Below are 16,891 nucleotides of genomic sequence, written 5' to 3'. Positions count from 1 at the left end.
GGTGTGTCACCGGCGCCGGTCGGCGTTCTGTCTGCGACCACAGGAAAAACCTACGCCCGTCCACTCGTCCGCGGGGAAGCGGTACGAATGGACGGGCGCACTGGTGGTCTCCGGTCGGTCGTTACGCCGAGCCGGTGTCCGCGAACGACGTGGGAGCCGCCGTCACGTCGTCGATCTTGTACTTCTCCGCGGCCTCGACAGCCTTGGACTTGTCGATCTCACCCGAGGCCGCGAGAGCGGACAACGTCGCGACGACGATCGACTCGGCGTCGACGTTGAACACCCGTCGAGCCGCGGGACGCGTGTCCGAGAATCCGAATCCGTCGGTTCCGAGGGTGACGTAGTCGCCCGGAACCCACTGGCGGATCTGATCCGGAACGGCCCGCATCCAATCCGACGCCGCGACGACCGGTCCGGCAGCGTTCTGCAGAGCCGTCGTCACGAACGGGACGCGCTTGTCCGCACCGGGATTGCGAAGTGCTTCCTGCTCGGCTTCGACACCGTCGCGGCGGAGCTCGCCCCACGACGTCACCGACCAGACCGCCGACCGGACGCCCCACTCGTCGAGCAGAAGCTCACGAGCCTTGCGGGCCGACACGAGACCGACGCCCGACGCGAGGAGCTGTGCCTCGGGTCCGTCGCCGTCCTGCGGAGCCTCGAACCGGTAGATGCCCTTGAGGAGGCCCTCGACGTCGAGGTTCTCCGGCTCGGCCGGCTGCACGTACGGCTCGTTGTACAGGGTGATGTAGTAGAAGATGTTCTCGCCGCCGAAGCCGTCCACACCTTCGGTGCCGCCGTACATCCGTCGCAGACCGTCCTTGACGATGTGCGCGATCTCGAAGGAGAACGCCGGATCGTAGGCGACCGCGGCCGGGTTGGTCGACGCCAACAGCAGCGAGTGACCGTCCGCGTGCTGCAGACCCTCACCGGTGAGCGTCGTACGTCCCGCAGTGGCGCCGAGGACGAAGCCGCGGGCCATCTGGTCCGCCGCTGCCCACAGGCCGTCACCGGTCCGCTGGAAGCCGAACATCGAGTAGAAGATGTACAGCGGGATCATGACCTCGCCGTGCGTCGCGTAGGACGTTCCGACCGCCGTGAACGACGACGTCGAGCCGGCCTCGTTGATGCCCTCGTGCAGGATCTGACCGACCGAGCTCTCCTTGTAGGCGAGCATCAGTTCCGAGTCGACCGACGTGTACAGCTGGCCGTTGCGGTTGTAGATCTTCAGCGACGGGAACCAGGAGTCCATACCGAACGTGCGCGCCTCGTCCGGGATGATCGGCACGATCCGGTGGCCGATCTCCTTGTCGCGCAGCAGCTCCTTCATGACGCGCACGAGCGCCATCGTGGTGGCGACTTCCTGCTTGCCGGAGCCCTTGAGCAGCGTCTTGTAGGTGGCATCGCCCGGCTGCGGAAGCGGCTTGGGGCTGACCCGACGCTCCGGGACGAACCCGCCGAGCTTGTTGCGACGATCGAGCATGTACTGGATCTCGGGAGCATCCGCACCGGGGTGGTAGTACGGCGGCATGTACGGATCCTTCTCGAGCTCCTCGTCGGAGATCGGGATGTGCTGCAGATCGCGGAAGGTCTTGAGGTCGTCGAGCGTCAGCTTCTTCATCTGGTGCGTGGCGTTACGACCCTCGAAGTGCTTGCCGAGCGTGTAGCCCTTGATGGTGTGCGCCAGGATGACCGTCGGCTGGCCCTTGTGTGCCATCGCAGCGGCGTACGCAGCGTGGACCTTGCGGTAGTCGTGACCGCCGCGCTTGAGGTTCCAGATGTCGCCGTCGGAGAGATCCTTGACGAGCTCCTTGGTCCGCGGGTCGCGGCCGAAGAAGTGGTCGCGCACGTAGCCGCCGTCGTTGGCCTTGTACGTCTGGAAGTCGCCGTCCGGCGTCGTGTTCATCAGGTTGACCAGTGCGCCGTCGCGATCGGCGTGCAACAGCGCATCCCACTCGCGGCCCCAGACGACCTTGATGACGTTCCAGCCTGCGCCGCGGAAGAACGACTCCAGTTCCTGGATGATCTTGCCGTTACCGCGGACCGGGCCGTCGAGGCGCTGCAGGTTGCAGTTGACCACGAACGTGAGGTTGTCCAAGCCCTCGGTCGCGGCGACGTGTGCGAGGCCGCGCGATTCCGGCTCGTCCATCTCGCCGTCGCCCAGGAACGCCCAGACGTGCTGGTCCGAGGTGTCCTTGATGCCGCGGTCGTTCAGGTAGTGATTGAAACGCGCCTGGTAGATGGCGTTCATCGGACCGAGGCCCATCGACACCGTCGGGAACTCCCAGAAATCCTGCATCAAACGCGGATGCGGGTAGGACGGCAGTCCGCCACCCTGCGTCTCGTGGCTGGCCTCCTGACGGAATCCGTCCATCCGCTCGGCCGGGATACGACCCTCGAGGAACGCGCGGGCGTAGATGCCGGGGGAGGCGTGGCCCTGGATGAAGATGTGGTCGCCGCCGCCCGGGTGGTCCTTGCCGCGGAAGAAGTGGTTGAAGCCGACCTCGTACAGAGCGGCCGAGGACGCGTAGGTCGAGATGTGTCCGCCGACGCCGACTCCTGGCCGCTGAGCGCGGTGCACCATGATCGCGGCGTTCCAGCGGATCCACGCGCGATAGCGGCGCTCGACCTCTTCGTCACCGGGGAACCACGGCTCGTTCTCGGTCGGGATGGTGTTCACGTAATCGGTCGAAGTCAGGGACGGCAGCGCAACACGTCGTTCTCCTGCGCGCTCGAGCAGACGCAGCATCAGGTAGCGCGCGCGGTTCGGACCCGACCGCTCGAGGAGGCCGTCGAACGATTCGATCCATTCGTTGGTCTCGTCGTTGTCGATGTCGGGCAGATACGAGGCGACACCCTCACGGATGACGCGTACCCGACCCTCCGAGCCGATGGGCCCGTTCGTCTTGCCTGCAGATTGTGTGCTCTGCCGATCGTCCTGGTTCAACTCGGACAACGTGTGTACTCCTCCATGTGGCGGTCGCTCGGTGCGGCGGCCGGTCCATGCAACTCGCGCTCTGTGACGGCGAGCTACTTCTCGGTTTCTCGGTGACTCCGCTCAATCCTCCTACATATGTTTCACCGACGTAGTACGGAGTCCCAATACCCACCAGTAGAAATTTATGTACGCAATTTCGGCGCGGTCAGCTTGCGCGAACGGGAGAAACACTGTTCGCTTGCACTACTTCACCCACTATGCAAGGAGGTCACCACCGTGGTCGCCGCGGCGGACGCTCAGAACTACGCTCAGAAACTTGGAATCACCCGCGACTTGGTCGTTCAGGAGCTGGGCTGGGACGAGGACACAGACGACGATCTGCGGGCCGACGTAGAGGACACCATCGGCGGTGAAACCCTCGACGAGGACTCCGACGAAGTCATCGACGTGGTGCTGCTGTGGTGGCGCGACGGCGACGGTGATCTGGTCGATGCACTGATGGACGCCATCGGTCCGTTGTCGGACGACGGATTCGTCTGGGTCCTCAGCCCCAAGACCGGCCTCCCCGGCCACGTCGAGCCCAGTGAGATCGCCGAGTCCGCCCCCACGGCGGGACTGACTCAGACGTCGGCCGCCAACCTCGGTGACTGGATCGGCAGCAGGTTGGTGCAGCCGAAGACTCGCGCGGTCAAGCGCTAACGATCCGTCGACAAGGAAGTTTGATTCCATGCCACTCGAGGTGGGCGCGGAGGCGCCGGACTTCACCCTCAAGGATCAGAACAATCAGGACGTGACGTTGTCCTCGTACCGAGGCGACAAGAACGTACTGCTCGTGTTCTATCCACTCGCCTTCACCGGCACGTGCCAGGGCGAGCTGTGCAAGGTTCGCGACGAACTGCCCAAGTTCGAGAACGACGACACCGCGATCCTTGCCATCTCGGTCGGTCCACCGCCGACGCACAAGATCTGGGCAGCAGAACAGGGGTACACATTTCCCCTGCTGTCCGACTTCTGGCCACACGGTTCGGTCGCACAGGCCTACGGGGTGTTCAACGACAAAGCAGGCTTCGCCAACCGCGGAACCTTCGTCATCGACACCGACGGCATCATTCGTTTCGCCGAGATGAAAGAGCCCGGCGAAGCGCGTGACCAGACCGCTTGGGAAACAGCTCTCAGCACAGTCCGTACGTGAGTGGAAACTAGGCGATGGCCTACATTTCCACTCACGTGGGCTGACCTGCGGAATTGTAGATTCCCGGCGGACAGGATAAGTTTTTCTCCGTGTTCCGGTGGCCTCGGTCATCGGGATCCGGGCGTATAGCTCAGCGGTAGAGCTCTGGTTTTACACACCAGCGGTCGGGGGTTCGAACCCCTCTGCGCCCACCACATTTCGTCGATCGTCTGGGTTCGACGACCGGTCTCGCGCAAGTCGGCAGGCAATCGATCTGCCGCAGAATGCTTTACAGGCCTACCGCCCTGAGTAGTGCTGTGTGCAGAACCTCAGTCCGTCGGCTTCGTTGTTCCGGCAATGCGGTCCGCCAGACGCGCACCCTCTTCGATGAAACGGCGGCGCCCCAGGGTCGTGAAGGATCGGTCGTCGGACAGGAACGCCGACGCGAAAATCTCGATCTCGGAGATCGTCGCCACCGCGATGACTCCGGCTTCCGCAGCCGGCACCTTCCCTCTGACCTTCTTCGCGGCTGCCGCCAGGACGGGAATCAGAACGAGCGCGTTCTCGCGCCGAATCGCCTCCACTTGCTGGCTCGCGCCGCGGGAGGCGACGAAATACACCGTTGCGGCTGTTCGGTTGTCGCCGAGCCACTTCACGAACGGCGCGACGAGTGCTCCCATTTGCCGCTCGGGAACAACGACCTCCGTTGCAATGCGTTCCACTTCGTTCACGTAGTCGGCGGCGAACTCCCGCAGACCCTCGAGAAGAATCTCCTCACGGGAGGGGTAGTGGTAGTAGATGGCCGCAGATGTCATGTCGGCGGCGGCCGCGATGTCGGCGACAGTGATCGAATCAGCGGGTCGAGCGGCGAACAGTTCGAAAGCGGTGGAGACTATGACGCCCCGCCGCGACGGACGGTGAGCGGGCCGCTTGACTGTTGCCGACATTCGATCTCCTCTGTAACGGGGTCATGCAACACTAGTGCTTCGGCGAACGAGAGGTGAGACTTCCAGGTGAGCGAGAAGGGGGCGGGCGTCGGCATGGGCAAGAAATCACCGCACAGGCCATCGAGGCGGCACGAGATCGTGTCGGCGGCAATCAAAGTCTTCGCAGCAAAGAGCTTCTCGGACGCGAGTATTCAGGACGTCGCGCTCGAAGCAGACGTCGTTCCATCGGCCGTCTACTACCACTTCGCTGGTAAGGACGAGCTGTTCGAGCTGGCCATGCGGCAGGTGCTCGACATGGTCGACGCTGTCGTAGCCCAGGTTCGTGCCCAGGAGGGCGACGACGATCCGTCGCTCGAGGCCGTGATCCTCGCCGTGTGGAAATGGGTCGAGTCGCATCCCGACGAGTCACGCCTGCTCCACTACCATCTGCCCGGTGCCACGGCTGAGGCGTCGGTGCTACGACGTGAGTTCGAGGAAGCTCACGTGCAACGCGCATTCGAGTACCTGCCGCCCAGCCCCACACCACTGAGCCGGCGCGCTGCCGCGAGTCAGCATGCCACGCATACCCTGTCCACTCGCACGCTCATCGAACTGCTGATGATCGTGCACGCCCTCCGCATGGACGAAGGTCCGTTGAGCAAGCACGCATCCAAGAGTTTGAGCCGTGCCGTGGTGACGGTCGGCCAACGCATCATCGTCGGCGCGGGGGCGGCTGACGATTCCTGAGGTGCAGGCGCTCGTATCGAACGCGCTCGTCCTCGAGTGCCGCCGTCTTGCGATCGCTCTGAAGATTCGATGGGAGACCGTGTAATTCGAGCCGGCGGGCGCGGTTGAGCTCCATGAACGCCACGGTGTAGAAGAGTGCGAGCAGCACGCTCAGCAACACCATCGCTCCGCGCAACCACAGTGCGCCGGGAAACAGTACGAAGAACCCGATGAAGATCGGGAGGAACGGAATCATGGATCGGAGAAGGTGTCTCGGAACGGCCCCTCGCCCGATCAGGTCGTTGCGGACCCAATCCTGCATGGACATCGGAAGCCTGCGCCCGGCCACGTAGCCGAGCCACTGCAGAAAGTTCGGTCGTGTTCGTGGTGTCCTGCTCATTGCAGCGCCCCTGCATCGATAGCGGCTTGGTTGATGCGCCCGAGCACCGTGCGAAGTTCTTCGAGTTCGGTGATGTCCACTCCGAGTCGTTCGACGACGGCAGGGGGGATGTTCTCCGCCTGCGTCCTCAGTTCGGCACCGTCTGCGGTCAATTCGACGGCGAGCTGACGCTCGTCGCTACGGCTGCGGGTTCGAACGAGGAGACCGGCTGCCTCCAGCCGTTTGAGCAACGGGGACAGGGTGGGGGAGTCCAGTTGCAATGCCGCTGCGATTTCTTTCACCGACCGCGGCGAGGACTCCCAGAGCGCCAGCATGACCAAGTACTGAGGATGAGTGAGCCCCATCGGCTCCAGGAGGGGCCGGTAGACGGCGAGAACGGCTCGGTTGGCAACCGCCAGTGCGAAACAGACCTGCCTGTCGAGAGCGAGTGGATCGTCGTCGGACACGTTTTTGATAGTACACGAATGGTTAGTGCACTAACTATTCACTGCTTGTACTGCCAACGTCGAGCCCAGAGCGACCATGAACGCTGCGATCGCGCCGTCGAGGACCCGCCAGGCCATCGGTTTCGCAAATGCCGGTTGCAGAAGGCGGGCACCGTATCCGAGCGAGGTGAACCACAGGAGGCTGGCGGTACACGCACCGATTCCGAACCAGATTCGCGCGGTGTCGTACGTTGCCGCCACTGATCCGAGGAGGACCACCGTATCCAGGTACACGTGCGGATTCAGCCAGGTCAGCGCCACCGCTGTAGCGAGGACGGTGCCGATCCTGGCCGGTTGCGACGCACGATCCGCGGACATGGCGGACGGGCGCAGAGCACGACGCATCGACAATGCGCCGTATCCGAGAAGGAACGCAGCGCCGCCCCAATAGGCGATCGTCATCAAGGAGGGGGAGTTGTCGACGAGGAAACCTGCCCCGGCCACGCCGGCCGCGATGAGGACGATGTCCGACGCCGCGCAGACCGCGACGACGGGAAGCACGTGCGTCCGCGCGATCCCTTGCCTCAGAACGAACGCGTTCTGAGCTCCGATGGCCACGATGAGCGACAGGCCGAAAGCCAGGCCCGCGAGGGTAGGACCGAGTGCGAACGTCATGAAGCAAAGATTAAGAACGGTCAGATCTGAAGTACAGCGAATATTTCTTCACCATGATTAGTATTACTTATGCGCGCACCCGACCTGTCGCAGCTTCACGCTCTCGTCTCCGTCGTCTCCGAGGGCTCGTTCGATTCCGCAGCCACGCAATTGCACATCACTCCTTCGGCGGTCAGCCAACGGATCAAAGCGTTGGAGACATCGGTGGGGACGGTGCTGGTTCACCGCTCCAAGCCGGCCCGGATCACCGAGGCGGGGATGCCCTACCTGCGGCTGGCGCAGCAAATAGGAACGCTCGTCGCAGAGCTGACTCCAGGCGCGCCCGCGTCGGTACCGATTGCCGTGAACGGTGACTCGCTCAACACTTGGGTTCTTCCTGCAGTGGCACAGCTGTCGCACCGCATGGAGTTCGACATCAAGAGAGAAGACCAGGACCACTCCGCGGAATTGCTACGTCAGGGAGTTGTCGTAGCGGCGGTCACCACGTCGGCGGATGCCGTCCAGGGGTGCTCCGTGACCCGACTCGGGGTGATGAAGTATCGGCCGATGTGCTCGCCGGAGTTCCGGGACACATGGTTTCGCGACGGACCGTCGGGCGACGCATTGTCCCGTGCTCCGATGATCGTGTTCGACCGCTCCGATGATCTACAACACCGATATCTCGAACAGTGGGGTGTGACGAGGCGTGCAGGTCCCACGCACTTCGTGCCGTCGTCGGCCGACTTCGCCGAAGCGGTGAGGCTCGGAATGGGCTGGGCCGTCCTGCCTCGACAGCAGATCGACAGAATGCGCACAGGAGTGGACGTCGTCGACCTCGCGCCGGGCACCGGCGTCGACGTCACGCTCTACTGGCAGCAGTGGACGTTGAAAACGGCCGCTTTGGCCGAGTTGGCGTCGGTGATCGCCGTCGCGGCGGCAAGTTCGCTGGACTGACCGCCCGGACTGGACGCGGGAGGAGGCGTGTTAATCGGCAAAGAACGCTCAAAAAGTCATCAAGTCGTAAATCTTTCCTGAAACAGGATCTTGGTATATGTTCTCCGGACAGAATAAGTCCGTGCGGTTTGTTGTTCTTCACAGCCTGCACGGACGGGTCTGTGTTGTTCACGGGAGCTGTCAGCCCGCCCTTGTCCCCGCCCGCCCCTGGGCAAGTCGAAGCGAGTCCGGCTAGTGGTCGAAATAGGAACCGAACCACCGAACACGGTGCCCACCGAGCGCACGTGGTCGCTCTCGGCATGGCCCGTTCGGGCCAAGGTCGCGGCCGTCGTCGCGCTGCCGTTGATCCTCGCAATGGGTTTCGGAGCCCTGCGCATCCAGACCGAACTGTCCGCCGCAGCCGATCTGTCTGCCGCTGCAGACAATTCACGAATCGTGGCGCCACTCCTCGCCCTCGACCGGGCCGTCGGAGATCTTACGCTGAGCGGTGTGCCGGGCTCGGGCGAGGAAGCGCAATCCGGTCTCACCGCCGTGCGCGACGCACTCGGAACCAGCGGTGACCAGGATGGCGGAGGCCCCGAGGCAGGCGCCCTCGTCGACTTCGAGAGCGCCGTCTCCGGCGCGGAGCAACTGAGCGACAGGCTGCGGCAAGGCCCGGTAGCCCCCGTCGAGCGCGTCGGTGTCGCATCGGCCGTCACCGAATCGATCGCAGAGCTGATCGCCGACGGCCTGTCCGTCGAGAGCGCCGAGCCTCGAACCCTCACGTCCACGATCGTCGACGCCATGTCCGGCCGTCGCGCCGCGCAGACCCAGCAGCTACTCGTCTCCACCCCCGACGTCACGATTCTCGACGAGGTCAACCGGGCCGCGGGCAGTGAGGCCGCCGACATCGCGGCACTCTCGACCGTGCTCGGTCCGGAGTCCGCCGAAGTGCAAGCGCTGCAGGCACAATTCGACACCAGGCTCGGAATGTACTCCGCGGCGGCAAGCGGTGGGCCCACCAATCCGTTCCTCTCGGCCGGACAGTCCACCGACATCTACACCTCCATCGCGGACCGCTACGCAGGCCGCCTCGTCGAGACACTGACATCCGAGGCCACCGAGAGTCGATCGGTGGCGCTGCGCGACACTGCCCTCGTACTCGGCTCGGTCCTCACCGCGCTCGTGCTCGCGCTGATCGTCGCCCGCTCTCTCGTCCGCCCCATCCGCAGGCTCCGGTTGGGCGCTCTCGGTGTCGCTCGACGCGCGCTCCCGGCTGAGATCGAAAGGATCAGATCCGGTGGACACACCCCGGAGATCGTGCCGATTCCCGTCCACACACAGGAGGAGATCGGCCAGCTTGCCCGCGCAGTCGACGCCATCCACGAGGAAGCGCTGCAGCTCGCCGGCGAACAGGCGCGACTTCGAGTGCAGGTCGGCAACATGTTCGAAACGCTCTCTCGCCGAAGCCGATCGCTCGTCGATCAGCAACTGGCCTTGATCGAAGAGCTGGAACGCGACGAGGACGATCCGCGCCGCCTCGACAGTCTCTTCCGCCTCGACCACCTGGCCACCCGGATGCGCCGAAACGGTGCCAACCTCATGGTGCTGGCAGGCACCCCGTCGCGCCGCGCACAGGGTGACCGCCCCGTCGCACTCGACGCAGTGATGAGCGCGGCCGTGTCGGAGGTCGAGGACTACCGCCGCGTGCTCATGCTCGATGTGCCGGAAGCCGCACTGACCGCGGCAGCAGCAGCCGACATCGTGCACCTTGTCGCCGAGTTGATCGACAACGCGCTGCGCTACTCACCGCCCGACAGTGCCGTCGCCGTCACCGCCGCGCGCGCCGTCGAAGGCGGAATCCTGCTCGAAGTCGCCGACCGCGGGCTGGGAATGCCTGCAGCGGACATCGACGAAACCAACGAACGGCTCTCCGCCGGCGGTGAAGTCACGCCCGAAACTGCGCGTCGAATGGGCCTGTTCGTGGTCGGACGTCTCGCCCAGCGCCACGGAGTGACGGTACGACTACGCGCGACACAGGTGCAGGGAGGAGCGTCGGGAGTGACTGTCAGCGTTCACATCCCCGTGTCACTCGTCGTGACGGCATTCCCGACGGCCGAGAACGTCCGCGCCAACCGCAGGGATCTGTCGGCCGGTCGATCGGCATCTGCGCTGCCACCGCGCAACGGGGCGCCTCCGATCACCGCGACGGTCGCCGAAACCGCCACGGAACGCACGGGTCCGGTGTCGCTCATGGCGCTCAACGGACTCGCGACGGCGGGAGTGCCGTCCCCAGGTGCCGACGCACAGGCGCCTGCCGAGCAGAACGGATACGTCGCCCAGACGCGGAACGGTCGATCCGACACGAAGGACGTCACCTCCGCATCGCTGCCCCGGCGTCGTCCAGGCGCGAGCGGCGTCGACGAACACATCGCCCTGTCGTCCGGCAGAGCAGAATCGGCCCCGTCCGGCGACATGGCAGCCGTCAGACGGACCTCGGACACTTCGTCGTTCTTCGGCGCCCGCCCGGCGGCACTCGCGGCGAAGAACGACACCGCACAGGGTACCGAGGATGCGACCCCACCACCGCCGGATCCGCTGGCACCGCCGACCCAGGCGATGCCGATCTACCAGCGAATGGTCTCCGAGTGGCTCGTCGACCCTGCTACCGGACAAGGCCGTTCGCGCACCTGGTCGTCACCGGCGGACGCAGGCTGGGCCGCCGCCGAGAACGCCGACGACGCACGCGCACGCACCAGAACGGACTCCGGGCTGCCGCTGCGTAAACCAGGTGCCCGCCTGGTCCCGGGCGCCGTGGACACCGGACGAACCCCGACGCACAGCCGTAACGACGCGCCGACGTCGTCGCGCACACGGTCACCCGACGCCGTACGCGAGAAACTCACCAGTCACTTCACCGGTGTCCGCACCGGGCGCGCCGAAGACGTCACCGGCCGACACAGAACGGAAGAAGGCGAATGAACCACCCCATCGCGTCGACCCCCGATCGGTCCCTGGACTGGCTCGTGTCGAACTTCGCACGCGACATCGTCGGAGTCGCGCACTCCGTCCTGGTCTCGGCGGACGGGTTGCTGATGGCCACCAGCGAACAACTTCCTCGCGAACGCGCCGAGCAGCTGGCCGCGGTGACGTCCGGGCTGGCGAGCCTGTCCTCCGGCGCAGCGCGACTGTTCGACGGTGGTCCGGTACTCCAATCCATCGTCGAGATGGAGAACGGGTATCTGCTGCTGATGAGCGTCGGCGATGGATCGCACCTAGCCGCACTGACGGCGGCATCGTGCGACATCGGCCAAGTCGGTTACGAGATGGCCGTGCTGGTCGATCGTGTGGGCAGTATGGTGCAGCCGGCCGCGCGGATACGAGATCGGTGATGCACGGTGGCACCGTCGGAAATACCTGAAGTAGACGACGCGCTGGTCGAGGTCGCCTCACCCGATCGATCGGGCGCATCCGAGTCGACCGACGAGTCTGCACCCGAAGCTCCTGTGAACGTGGACGATTCGGACGAGTTCGACGCCGCGGCACCAACTCCCAATCTGGTGAGGCCGTACACCCTCACCGCGGGCCGAACCCGATCCGAGGTCTACCTTCCTCTCGAAGCTCCCGTGCACACCGTCTCCCCGGTCGTGACGAGTATGTGGCCGCCCAGCGACATGAGATCGAAAATCGTCGCGCTGTGTACGGAGAGCCCGTCCGTGGCCGAGATCTCCGCGCGCCTGAGCCTGCCCCTCGGTGTCGCCCGCGTACTCGTCGGCGACCTCGTCGAATCTGGAACATTGCGTGTGTCGGCGACTCTCGACGACGACGCCACCGCGGCCGAGCGCCGCGAACTCATCGGAAGGACACTTCGTGGACTACGCGCACTCTGACACGAGAGGTCGGACAGCGGCTTCGACGAAGATCGTCGTCGCAGGTGGATTCGGCGTCGGCAAGACGACACTCGTCGGCGCGGTGTCGGAGATCGTGCCGCTCCGAACCGAAGCGATGATCACCGACGAATCCGAAGGAATCGACGAACTGGACTCCGCGGGCAGTAAATCGACCACGACCGTTGCCATGGACTTCGGCAGAATCACACTCTCCGACGACCTGGTGCTCTACCTGTTCGGTACTCCGGGCCAGCGGCGATTCTGGTTCATGTGGGACGACCTGGTTCGCGGAGCCATCGGTTCGATCGTCCTCATCGACACGCGTCGTCTCGACGACTGCTTCGCGGCGATCGACTACTTCGAAGCTCGTGGACTTCCCTTCGTCGTCGCCGTCAACGAGTTCGACGGTGCGCAGCGTTTCGAGATCGACGACATCCGCGAAGCGCTCGCGATCGCCCCGTTCGTGCCGATAGTCAAAGTCGATGCGCGACGCGCGGATTCCGTACGCGGCGCCCTCATCACCCTCACCGAGTACGCCCTCGACCGCGTGCACTCGGCAACCTAGGAGCAGCACCATGGATCATTCACACGAGATGCAGCATTTCTCGATGGGCATCTGGCTCGTGTTCCTCGCCTACGGGGTGTCCGTCGTGGGCTGTGTCGTCGGCCTCGCCTGCACCAGGCAATCCGCGGTCGTCTCGTCACCACGTGCTCGGTTCGGATGGTTGGCGATGGCGGCGGTCTCGATCGGGGGCATCGGTATCTGGTTGATGCATTTCATCGCCATGCTCGGATTCACCGTGACCGGCAGCGTCGCACGGTACGACCTTCTGTGGACCGTCGTCTCGGCGTTGCTGGCGATCGGAGCGACCCTCGTCGGACTGCTCATCATCGGCCGCAAGGTCAACATCTGGACGCTCCTCGTCGGTGGCGTCGTGATGGGAATCGCCGTCAACGTCATGCATTACACCGGAATGAACGCGGTCCGTATCCAGGGCGCGGTGTCCTACGACACGACTCTCGTTGCTGTCTCCGTGGCCATCGCCGTCGTCGCAGGCACATTGTCCCTGTGGTTCACCCTGGTCCTGCAGAAACCGATGTTGTTGTTGGCCGCAGGTCTCGTCATGGGCGTCGCCGTCGTCGGAATGCACTACACCGGAATGGCCGCCATGCGCGTCACCGTCGACCCGGACGCACCTGTACCCGCGGGGCTCGAAGTGTTCGGATTCCTGTTCCCGGTCTTCGTCATCGGACTCCTGGCGCTCGCGGCACCGATCGCTGCGCTGTTCACCCTCACCGACGACGAAGACGACGACATCGAATCGATGCAGCTCGACCAGCCGCATGCAGCCTCTCGCGTGAGCTAGGACAACCTGGCGCAGATCGCGCGGCCCGCGTCCGTACCCGACCTCCACGCACTCTCGACACGAGGCGGCCCCGACGGACTCCACTGATCGCCCGCGAAGTACACGGTTCCGTTCGCGAGATCGACCGAACCGAAAGTCGAGTCGTGTGCCTGCGCGGGCTTCGCGAAGGTCCACCGATGAACGTGCGTCCACGACGGTGCCGGCAGCCCGGTCACAGATCGAACCGCCGCCACAGTCTGCGCCACCGCCGAGTCCGGGTCACTCAGATGCGCACGGGCGAACTCCGCCGTGGTGTGCGCGACGAGTACCGGCGCCGAATCGCCCCGCCGCGCTCCGTCGTCGGCGAGGAACTCGATCACGGGATGCGCATTGACGAACGCTGCGTTCTCGAACGGCAACGGCATGTTCTCGAACCCGGCGACCAGGGTGAGAGCCGCGTCGTAGCTCACCGGGTCCGGCACGTCGGCGAGTCTCGATGCCTGCGGATCCGGCATCGCCAACACGACGATGCCGTCGGGAAGTGTGGTGAGCTCGGTGGATTCGGCCTTGATCTCGCCCGGGCCGGCGGCGCCCAACACGTCCCTGACCAGTGAACGCAGCCCGCCCGGAGTTGCCCACCTCGTCGGACCTGTGGTGGTGGTGGCGTCAGCGTCGGGAGCCAGTACTCCGAACGTGTCGGTCCACGGCCTGGCCAGACCGGCTGCTTCCCACGCCTCGACCAGCTCGGCGAAACCGTCGTCGCGGACGGTGAAATAGCCCGCGCCGATGTCCACACGGCGACCGTGCAGTTGCGGAGACGCCATCCGCCCGCCCACCGCACGGCCGCGATCGACGAGACGACACTCGACGCCGCCGTCCCTGAGCGCGACCGCGCATGCGGCGCCGGCCATTCCCGCGCCGACGATGGTGACCGGAGTTCGCCCGGTGCTCACGATCGGCTCGTCGTCGACACCGAGCGCCGTCCCGAAATCCTCATACGCGAGACACTAGTCGTTCCACGGTCCACGACGTGCGACGTCCGCCCAGTCGACCAGGTTCCAGAACGCCGTGACGTAATCCGCCTTGACGTTCTTGTACTGGAGATAGAACGCGTGCTCCCACATGTCCAACAGCAGTAGGGGAGTGATCCCGAGAGGGACGTTTGCCTGCTGGTCGTAGAGTTGGAAAGTGAGCAGTCTCCGCCCCAGTTCGTCCCAGCCGAGAACAGCCCAGCCGGAACCCTGAAGTCCGTTCGCCGCAGCGGTGAACTGTGCACGGAACTTGTCGAACGACCCGAACTGATCGTCGATGGCGGCTGCGAGTTCGCCGACCGGCTTGTCACCACCGTCCGGGGAGATGTTGGTCCAGAACTGACTGTGATTGCGATGCCCGCCCAGATGGAACGCAAGATTCTTCTCGTGCAGGAAGATCCGTGAATGATCGTCGGATTCACGTGCAGCCGCAAGCTGTTCGAGTGCGGTGTTCGCGCCCGCGACGTAGGCCGCATGGTGCTTCGAATGATGAAGCTCCATGATCTCGCCGCTGAGGTGCGGTTCGAGGGCAGCGTAGTCGTACGACAGTTCGGGTAGTACGTACTTGTCGGTGGTCATGATCTCGCTTTCGGGTCTGTGCGATCGGTACATGACCATCCTCGAACCTCGACCGCACTCGAGGTCAAGCCCAGCGCCGTACTGGTTGTGCGCGTGGGCTGTGGACGTGAGCGGTCAGAACACGGTGCGATACAGATCTGCGATCTCGTCGGCCGTCGGCACGACGGGGTTGTTGCCCGGCGATCCCGACGCCAATGCCTGCTCCGCCATGAGCGGAATCAGACTGTCCCACTTGGCTTCGTCGATACCGTAGGTGCTCGGGCGTGGAACCTCCACGTCGGCGCACAGTGTGTTGATGAACTCGATCAGCCGCGCGGACGCGATGTCGTCGGAATCCGTGCGTTCGGCCGCCCCGAGCTGGCGAGCGCACTCGGCGTACCGGTCGCGAGCCCCGGGGATGGAGAACGCAGTGACGGCGGGGAGCAACATCGCGTTCGACAGGCCGTGTGCGACATGGAAGTGCGCTCCGATCGGTCGGCTCATACCGTGAACCAGACAGACACTGGCGTTGGAGAACGCCATACCCGCCTGAGTCGACGCATGCATCATTGCCTCGCGCGCTTCGGTGTCGGAGCCATCCCGATACGCGCGCAACAGAAACCGGCCGATGGTCCGCATCGCGGACAAAGCGAGTCCGTCGGAGATCGGGTTGGCTTTCTTGCTCACATAGGCCTCGATCGCGTGGGTCAACGCGTCGACGCCGGTGTCCGCCGTCAAGCGGGGCGGCATGGATGCAGTCAACTCGGAATCCACGATCGACGCTATGGGAAGAAACGACAGGCCGGGACACAGCATCTTCTCGTCCGACGTGACGTCCGTGATGATCGTGAACTGCGTTGCCTCCGAACCGCTTCCGGCGGTCGTCGGGATCGCGATGATGGGTAACGCAGGCCCGGTGTACTGGCGTGGCGCCTTGTAATCGCGCATCTCGCCGCCCTGCTTCGACAGCACCGCGAGGGCTTTGGCCGTGTCCATCGGGCTGCCACCGCCGAACCCGATGACAGCATCTGCGTCGTGAGCTGCCGCTGCGTCCAAGCCCGCGTGCAAGGACTCGGTGGTGGGGTCCGGGACCGTGCCGGAGAACAGTGCACCCTCTTTGCCTGCTCCGGCAATGATCTTCAGAAGCCGTTCCGCGGAGCCGTTGCTCACCATGAACGCATCGGTGACGAGCAGGGGCCGATGCACGTTCAAGTCGGTCAGCACGTCACCGAGGCTCTCCACGGCTCCTGGCCCGAGCTTGAGAAAACGCGGGAACGAGATGTTGGCAACCATGTACTACTCCTTTGTAGATACGTCAGCGCACTTACCTGCACACTATCGGCCACCGACGCGGCCTGACCCCCGTCGTGAGTGGAAATGTAGGTGCTCTCTGGTCGCTCCGCGGGCTCCGCTCCTGACTCAGGGCCTACATTTCCACTCACGTGGGGTCTAGTTGTTTTCGGGGAATCCGAGGTTGATGCCGCCGTGGCTGGGGTCGAGCCAGCGGGAGGTGACGGCTTTGCCGCGGGTGAAGAAGTGGATTCCTTCGGTGCCGTGGGCGTGGGTGTCGCCGAACAGCGAGTTTTTCCAGCCGCCGAAGCTGTAGTAGGCCATGGGGACGGGGATGGGGACGTTGATGCCGATCATGCCTACTTCGACTTCGTTCTGGAAGCGTCGTGCTGCGCCGCCGTCGTTGGTGAAGATGGCGGTGCCGTTGCCGTAGGGGTTGTTGTTGATCAGTTCGAGGGCTTGGTCGTAGGTGTCGACGCGGACGACGGAGAGCACGGGTCCGAAGATTTCGTCGGTGTAGATGGACATGTCGGTTTTGACATGGTCGATGAGCGTCGGGCCGAGCCAGAAGCCGCCGGAGACATCCCTCGTCGCTTCGCTCGCACC

The 16,891-nt window shown here is 64.6% G+C and carries 18 protein-coding genes and 1 tRNA gene; 10 read left to right on the top strand and 9 right to left on the bottom strand.

Features of this window, described 5'->3' with window-relative positions; all coding sequences use genetic code 11:
- Positions 1–121: 121 nt before the first annotated feature.
- Entirely contained in the window at positions 122–2,890 is a 2,769-nt protein-coding gene (gene aceE, locus BH95_RS02220) for a pyruvate dehydrogenase (acetyl-transferring), homodimeric type (RefSeq protein ID WP_230594158.1), read from the bottom strand.
- A gap of 321 nt (positions 2,891–3,211) precedes the next feature.
- On the opposite strand from aceE, the gene BH95_RS02215 reads away from it, so the two are divergent.
- The 3 genes from BH95_RS02215 to BH95_RS02205 all read left to right on the top strand — a co-directional run bounded on the left by BH95_RS02215 (position 3,212) and on the right by BH95_RS02205 (position 4,321).
- Complete coding sequence (locus BH95_RS02215) at positions 3,212–3,634, top strand: DUF3052 domain-containing protein (protein WP_026348189.1); 423 nt, start codon at positions 3,212–3,214, stop codon at positions 3,632–3,634.
- 28 nt (positions 3,635–3,662) lie between these two features.
- Complete coding sequence (locus tag BH95_RS02210) at positions 3,663–4,127, top strand: peroxiredoxin (protein WP_019667426.1); 465 nt, start codon at positions 3,663–3,665, stop codon at positions 4,125–4,127.
- A gap of 119 nt (positions 4,128–4,246) precedes the next feature.
- Positions 4,247–4,321 (top strand) — tRNA-Val (locus BH95_RS02205).
- A gap of 114 nt (positions 4,322–4,435) precedes the next feature.
- Here the strand turns inward: BH95_RS02205 and BH95_RS02200 are convergent.
- Complete coding sequence (locus BH95_RS02200; protein ID WP_020111580.1) at positions 4,436–5,053, bottom strand: TetR/AcrR family transcriptional regulator; 618 nt, start codon at positions 5,051–5,053, stop codon at positions 4,436–4,438.
- 66 nt (positions 5,054–5,119) lie between these two features.
- On the opposite strand from BH95_RS02200, the gene BH95_RS02195 reads away from it, so the two are divergent.
- On the top strand, positions 5,120–5,779 hold the full coding sequence (locus BH95_RS02195; RefSeq protein WP_019667420.1) for a TetR/AcrR family transcriptional regulator: 660 nt from the start codon (positions 5,120–5,122) through the stop codon (positions 5,777–5,779).
- On the opposite strand, the gene BH95_RS02190 is transcribed toward BH95_RS02195, so the two are convergent.
- The 3 genes from BH95_RS02190 to BH95_RS02180 are packed head-to-tail and all read right to left on the bottom strand — an operon-like array spanning position 5,745 to position 7,258.
- On the bottom strand, positions 5,745–6,158 hold the full coding sequence (locus tag BH95_RS02190; RefSeq protein ID WP_037180833.1) for a DUF5313 family protein: 414 nt from the start codon (positions 6,156–6,158) through the stop codon (positions 5,745–5,747). The genes BH95_RS02195 and BH95_RS02190 overlap by 35 nt on opposite strands.
- Positions 6,155–6,604, bottom strand: coding sequence for a MarR family winged helix-turn-helix transcriptional regulator (locus tag BH95_RS02185; protein ID WP_037180829.1), 450 nt, complete (start codon positions 6,602–6,604; stop codon positions 6,155–6,157). The genes BH95_RS02190 and BH95_RS02185 overlap by 4 nt, the downstream gene beginning before the upstream one ends.
- Positions 6,605–6,634: 30 nt before the next feature.
- On the bottom strand, positions 6,635–7,258 hold the full coding sequence (locus tag BH95_RS02180) for a LysE/ArgO family amino acid transporter (RefSeq protein ID WP_052059942.1): 624 nt from the start codon (positions 7,256–7,258) through the stop codon (positions 6,635–6,637).
- A 69-nt stretch (positions 7,259–7,327) separates the two neighbouring features.
- On the opposite strand from BH95_RS02180, the gene BH95_RS02175 reads away from it, so the two are divergent.
- The 6 genes from BH95_RS02175 to BH95_RS02150 all read left to right on the top strand — a co-directional run bounded on the left by BH95_RS02175 (position 7,328) and on the right by BH95_RS02150 (position 13,427).
- Complete coding sequence (locus tag BH95_RS02175; protein WP_037141869.1) at positions 7,328–8,191, top strand: LysR family transcriptional regulator ArgP; 864 nt, start codon at positions 7,328–7,330, stop codon at positions 8,189–8,191.
- Between the two features lie 234 nt (positions 8,192–8,425).
- Positions 8,426–11,152, top strand: coding sequence for a sensor histidine kinase (locus BH95_RS02170; protein WP_037180827.1), 2,727 nt, complete (start codon positions 8,426–8,428; stop codon positions 11,150–11,152).
- Positions 11,149–11,562, top strand: coding sequence for a roadblock/LC7 domain-containing protein (locus BH95_RS02165; RefSeq protein WP_019667414.1), 414 nt, complete (start codon positions 11,149–11,151; stop codon positions 11,560–11,562). Before BH95_RS02170 ends, BH95_RS02165 begins: the two co-directional genes overlap by 4 nt.
- 120 nt (positions 11,563–11,682) lie before the next feature.
- The gene (locus BH95_RS02160) at positions 11,683–12,060 is read left to right on the top strand and encodes a DUF742 domain-containing protein (protein ID WP_051127756.1); all 378 of its coding nucleotides are present in this window, start codon (positions 11,683–11,685) and stop codon (positions 12,058–12,060) included.
- A complete protein-coding gene (locus BH95_RS02155; RefSeq protein ID WP_019667411.1) occupies positions 12,041–12,625 on the top strand; it encodes a GTP-binding protein in 585 nt (194 codons plus the stop codon). Before BH95_RS02160 ends, BH95_RS02155 begins: the two co-directional genes overlap by 20 nt.
- 10 nt (positions 12,626–12,635) lie before the next feature.
- Positions 12,636–13,427 (top strand): MHYT domain-containing protein, encoded by a 792-nt coding sequence (locus BH95_RS02150; protein ID WP_020111574.1) that lies wholly within the window; start codon positions 12,636–12,638, stop codon positions 13,425–13,427.
- Here the strand turns inward: BH95_RS02150 and BH95_RS02145 are convergent.
- The 4 genes from BH95_RS02145 to BH95_RS29355 all read right to left on the bottom strand — a co-directional run.
- Entirely contained in the window at positions 13,424–14,359 is a 936-nt protein-coding gene (locus BH95_RS02145) for an NAD(P)/FAD-dependent oxidoreductase (RefSeq protein ID WP_037180825.1), read from the bottom strand. The genes BH95_RS02150 and BH95_RS02145 overlap by 4 nt on opposite strands.
- A gap of 54 nt (positions 14,360–14,413) precedes the next feature.
- Complete coding sequence (locus BH95_RS02140; RefSeq protein WP_037142115.1) at positions 14,414–15,016, bottom strand: superoxide dismutase; 603 nt, start codon at positions 15,014–15,016, stop codon at positions 14,414–14,416.
- 114 nt (positions 15,017–15,130) lie between these two features.
- Positions 15,131–16,288 (bottom strand): iron-containing alcohol dehydrogenase, encoded by a 1,158-nt coding sequence (locus BH95_RS02135; RefSeq protein ID WP_037180822.1) that lies wholly within the window; start codon positions 16,286–16,288, stop codon positions 15,131–15,133.
- Positions 16,289–16,444: 156 nt separating this feature from the next.
- Positions 16,445–16,891: aldehyde dehydrogenase family protein (locus tag BH95_RS29355; protein ID WP_244164776.1), on the bottom strand; the 447-nt coding region annotated here is incomplete at its 5' end.

The organism is Rhodococcoides fascians A44A (genome assembly GCF_000760735.1).
GTDB classification, from domain to species: domain Bacteria; phylum Actinomycetota; class Actinomycetes; order Mycobacteriales; family Mycobacteriaceae; genus Rhodococcoides; species Rhodococcoides fascians_E.
The sequence above is the reverse complement of the archived record's forward strand: the minus strand, read 5'-3'. Positions and strand labels throughout refer to the sequence as shown.